Source organism: Rhodococcus sp. CX, from assembly GCF_015865005.1.
Taxonomy (GTDB): Bacteria; Actinomycetota; Actinomycetes; order Mycobacteriales; family Mycobacteriaceae; genus Rhodococcus.
This window is the reverse complement of sequence record NZ_JADZGH010000054.1, coordinates 6,664-11,403: the sequence shown is the minus strand read 5'-3', so window position 1 is coordinate 11,403 and position 4,740 is coordinate 6,664. Positions and strand designations below refer to the sequence as shown.

The following is a 4,740-nucleotide window of genomic DNA, read 5'->3' as shown; positions in this document are numbered from 1 at the left end:
GCCGCCGCTGCTGCTCGACGACGAGGAGGTCGTCGCCGTCGCGTTCGCGCTGCAGGCCGGTGCGAACGACTCGGTCACCGGGATCGGTGAGGCCGCGACCCGGGCCCTGGCCAAGCTGCGGCAGGTGATGCCGTCGCGGTTGCGGCACCGGCTCGAGGCGCTGGAGGTGGATGTGGTGGACCGGCGGCCGGCGGCGTCGGCGGTGGACGCGGCGCTGCTGAGCACGGTCGCTGCGGTGTGTCACACCCACGAGCGGCTGCGCTTCGACTATCGCACGCACGACGGGGAATCCGCGCGGCGCGAGGTCGAGCCGTATCGCCTGGTGCGGTCGCGGTTGCGGTGGTACCTGGTCGCCTGGGACGTCGGCAGGGAGGACTGGCGCACGTTCCGCGTCGACCGGATGGATCCGAAGATCCCCACGGGTCCGCGGTTCACGCCCCGGGAGCTGCCGCCGGGCGGTGCGGCCGAGTTCGTGGCGCGCGGGATCCGGCGCGGCGCCGCACAGGTGCAGGCCCGGGTGCTGCTGCACGCGCCCTTCGACGAGATCGCGCCGAAGGTCGACGACGACTGGGGCAGTGTCGAACTCGTCGACGACAGCAGTTGCGCGGTGGTACTCGAGGGCCGGTCGCTCGAGTCGATCGCGGGCTGGCTGCACGCGTTCGACGTCGATTTCACGGTGCTGGATCCGCCCGAACTGCGCGACGCGTGCCGGGACCTGGCCGAGCGGCACACGCTGCTCGCCGCCCGGTACGGGCGCGCCTGACGCGAAAAGCGGGACACCGCAACGGTTTGCAGCACGAAACCCCGGAACTCGTTGTGAGTTCCGGGGTTTCGTGGAGGTATCGGGTATCAGCCGATGACGGTGACGCCGGTGGCCTGCGGGCCCTTCTGGCCCTGGCCGATCTCGAAGCTCACGCGCTGGTTCTCCTCGAGGGTGCGGAAGCCGCGGCCCTGGATCTCGGAGAAGTGCACGAAGACGTCAGCCGAACCGTCGGCCGGAGCGATGAAGCCGAAGCCCTTTTCGCCGTTGAACCACTTCACGGTACCTTCAGCCATGTTGTTTCCTAACTGCTGTGGGGTGGCGGTCGCCTCCCCGTCGTCGGACGGCTGAACACCGTCCGGGTCTGTCACTCGACGGCTGAAACGATTTCCGTGGTGGCTATCGCATCCGCTCGCAACCAGAAATGTGCGAGGGTTAACCACAAACACACTACCTAACGACCGTGGACAAGTAGATCACACACTTCGCGAGTCCGCAACTGTTGAGCGAATCGCCTTGGCAGGCAACGGCGCCGGCGGTCACTCGACGTTTGCGAGCCGCACGAACGCTGCGGCATCGAGCTTTTCACCACGCATCGACGGGTCGATACCCGCCGCGACCAGGCGTCGTTCCGCTTCGGCCGGCGAACCCGCCCAGCCGCTCAGCGCCGCGCGCAGCGTCTTGCGGCGTTGCGCGAACGCGGCATCCACGACCGCGAAGACACGGCGGCGGAACTCCGCATCCATGGGCCACGGCGGTTCGGTGTAGCGATCGACGCGCACGAGACCGGATTCGACCTGCGGCACGGGCCAGAACACCGCGCGCCCGACCGCACCCGCGCGACGCACCTCCCCGAAGAAGCAGGCCTTCACGCTGGGCACCCCGTACACCTTGCTGCCCGGCTGCGCGGCGAGCCGGTCGGCGACCTCGGACTGGACCATCACCAACGCGGTGCGCAGCGAGGGGAACTCGGCGAACAGGTGCAGCAGCACCGGCACCGCGACGTTGTAGGGCAGGTTCGCGACGAGCGCGGTCGGGGTGACCGGCAACTCGTCCGGCATCACCTTCATCGCGTCCTGCAGCACGACGTCGAGGTTTCCGGCGAGCTCGGGTGCTCGCTGCCCGACGGTTTCGGGCAGCCGCGCGGCGAGCTTCGGATCGATCTCGACCGCGACCACCCGGTCCACGACGTCGAGCAGAGCGAGGGTCAGCGATCCGAGACCGGGGCCGACCTCGAGCACCACGTCGTCGCGGCCCACGCCGGCGACCGACACGATGCGGCGCACGGTGTTGGCGTCGTGCACGAAGTTCTGGCCGAGTTGCTTGGTCGGGCGAACGCCGAACTCCTCGGCGAGCGTCCGGACCTCGGCAGGTCCGAGCAGTGCCGCCCGGCCGCGGGGAGAGTCGTCTGACACGTCCTGAACCTAGCGCACACCCAGGCTGCCGGAGCACGACGGCCACGCACCCCAGCCCTGCGCCTGCTGGGTGAGGCCGGCGATCGCGATCTGCTCCTCGCGGGTCGCGAGGTCGGGGCGCGGTGCGTAACGGAGCCCGCCCTGCCGTTCCCAGGTGCTCAGGTCGAACTGCACGCCGCCGTAGTAGCCGTTGCCGGTGTTGATCGCCCAGTTGCCGCCGGCCTCGCACTCGGCCAGCGCGTCCCAGATGTCGCCGTCCTCGACGGGCGGGACCTCGGTGCCCGGTTTGGCGCCGACCCGCACGATCGACGGCCGAGCCTCGGTGACGACGACCGTGCCGGTGGCTTCGCGGCCGGTCTCGACCCCGTCGACGGTGCTGACGGCGAACGTCACTTCCTGCACTCCGGGGGTGCCCGGGTCCTCGACGACGGTGCGGCTCATGTTCATCGTCTCGTCCTCGATGCGCCGGACGGGTGGTTCGAGCGGCAGCGTCTCGGTGACTTCGCGGACCCGCTTGCGGGTGACGCCGATTTCGAGACCGTCCGTGAGCGGGGTGTCGGCCGGCGGGTTCACCTCGTCGGCCTGCTCGAGCGGGACGCCGTGCGCGGCGAGGAATTCACCGACCGTGGGGGCGGCGAGCCGGACCGGGACGGAGGGGGCACTGCCGTCGGCGAGCCGCACGTTGCGCGGGGTCACGACGTCCAGGTCGAGGCCTTCGATCGGCAGCCGGTGCGAGCGCGACGCGGAGACGTACACGTCCGAGGCCAGATCGAGCTGGGCGAGCGCTTCCTCGACCGTCAGCGCGGTGGTCCAGATGCTGCGCTCGGTGCCGTCGACGGTCAGCTGGACCTCGCGGGCCCGGCGCAGCACCACGGTGTCGCCGTCGGAGACGGACGCGTCGGCATCCGGTGCCACGACGTCGTGCTGTCCGATGCCGTATCCGGCATCGGACAGCACGCCGCGCACGTCGGTGCGCATGGTGGCGAGTGCGACGAGCTCGCCGTCGACGTTCACCGTGATCGTCTTGTGCCGCGCCACCGCGGTCGCTGCCCCGGCGATCAACGTCAGCAACAGGGCTCCCACCACCGCATACAGCAGCGTGGACCGGGAACTGTTGATCTTCGACAGCGCAGACACAAGTTCCAGTTCTTACCTCAGGCCGAGCTTGCTGGTGCATGCAGGCCAGGCACCCCAGCCCTGTGCCGCCTGCACCTTCTCGGCGACCGCGATCTGCTGCTCGCGGGTGGCCAGATCGGCGCGCGGGGCGTACTGAGTGCCACCGAAGGCGGCCCACGTCTGCTGGGTGAACTGCAGGCCGCCGTAGAAGCCGTTGCCGGTGTTGATGGCCCAGTTGCCGGTGGCCTCGCACTGTGCGATCGAATCCCAGGTGGATGCGCGACCGGAGGCGGGCACGGCGGGCTTCGGCTTGGTTCCGACGCGGACGGTCGTGGCGACGGGCTCGGTGATCACGGTCGATGCCTTCTCGGTGCGGCCGACCTCGACGCCGTTGACGGTGTGCACGTCGAAGGTGACGGAGCGCTCACCCGGGACACCCGGGTTGTCGACGGCGGTCTCACCCTCGGTCATGTTCGGGTCGTCGACGCGGTGCTCGGCCGGCGGGACGGGCAGGTTCTCGACGCGGGACTCGATGCGGTCGCGGGTGACGACGATGTTCAGGCCCTCGGTGAGCGGAGCGTCGGCGGCGGGCGTCACGGAGTCGCCCTGCTCGAGCTTCGTGCCGTTGGCGGCGAGGAACTCACCGACCGTGGGGGCGGCGATCCGGACCGGGACCGCGGGCGCGGCGCCGTCGGTGAACTGGACGTTGCGCGGGTTCACGACGTCCAGGTCGATGCCTTCGAGCGGCAGGCGGTGCGACCGCGAGGCCGAGACGTGGACGTCGGAGGAGAGCTGGAACTGGGCCAGCGCCTCGTCGACGGTGAGCGCGGTGGTCCACACCGAGCGCTGCTCGCCGTCGACGGTCAGGTTGACCTCGCGGGCGCGGCGCAGGACGACGGTGTCGCCGTCGGAGACGGTCGCGTCGGCGGCCGGAGCGACGACGTCGTGCTCGCCGATTTCGTATCCGGCGTCGGCCAGGATGTCGCTCACGGTGGAGCTCATGGTGCCGAAGGCACGCTGCTCACCGTCGACGTCGAGGGTCAGTTCCTTGTGCTTGACGAGGGCGAAGATTCCGCCGGTGATGAGCGTCACGAAAAGGGCCGCGACGACCGAGTACAGCACGGGGGATTTGGCTCGATTGAGCTTGGCAAAAGGTGACACAACAATTCCAAACGGACGACAACTGTGATCACAGCACGGTAACGAACCGGCTTTGATACGGCAACTGCACCCGTCTGAACTGCGGATTCAATTGTAAATGCTTGGTGACATTTCGTGATTTTCGATCACTTCGCCGAGACCCGGGGAAAGTGGTACGGACGTGCGATTCTCACCCCGAATTACGAGCATGTGATTCCGGACGAAACGCCGTTCGAAAGGATGGTCGAAAGAAGGCGGAAATTCACGGCCCGACCCGGCCGTTCGCACACACGAGAACCCGGCCGCGCG

5 protein-coding genes are annotated in these 4,740 nt (G+C 69.0%); 1 reads left to right on the top strand and 4 read right to left on the bottom strand.

Going from position 1 to position 4,740, the window contains the following annotated elements; genetic code table 11:
- Window positions 1-763: YafY family protein (locus I0Q12_RS05285; RefSeq protein WP_231610046.1), on the top strand; the 763-nt coding region annotated here is incomplete at its 5' end.
- Between the two features lie 86 nt (window positions 764-849).
- On the opposite strand, the gene I0Q12_RS05280 is transcribed toward I0Q12_RS05285, so the two are convergent.
- The 4 genes from I0Q12_RS05280 to I0Q12_RS05265 form a co-directional block, all read right to left on the bottom strand.
- Entirely contained in the window at window positions 850-1,056 is a 207-nt protein-coding gene (locus tag I0Q12_RS05280; protein WP_068155724.1) for a cold-shock protein, read from the bottom strand.
- A gap of 243 nt (window positions 1,057-1,299) precedes the next feature.
- Window positions 1,300-2,175 (bottom strand): 16S rRNA (adenine(1518)-N(6)/adenine(1519)-N(6))-dimethyltransferase RsmA, encoded by an 876-nt coding sequence (gene rsmA / locus I0Q12_RS05275; protein WP_197250949.1) that lies wholly within the window; start codon window positions 2,173-2,175, stop codon window positions 1,300-1,302.
- 9 nt (window positions 2,176-2,184) lie between these two features.
- Window positions 2,185-3,312, bottom strand: a complete 1,128-nt coding sequence (locus I0Q12_RS05270; protein ID WP_197250948.1) for a resuscitation-promoting factor — start codon at window positions 3,310-3,312, stop codon at window positions 2,185-2,187.
- A gap of 12 nt (window positions 3,313-3,324) precedes the next feature.
- Window positions 3,325-4,452 (bottom strand): resuscitation-promoting factor, encoded by a 1,128-nt coding sequence (locus I0Q12_RS05265; protein WP_197250947.1) that lies wholly within the window; start codon window positions 4,450-4,452, stop codon window positions 3,325-3,327.
- Between the last annotated feature and the right edge of the window lie 288 nt (window positions 4,453-4,740).

Excerpts from the sequence above, each read along its gene's own strand:
- I0Q12_RS05280 (WP_068155724.1), bottom strand. The coding sequence starts at position 1,056 with ATGGCTGAAGGTACCGTGAAGTGGTTCAACGGCGAAAAGGGCTTCGGC.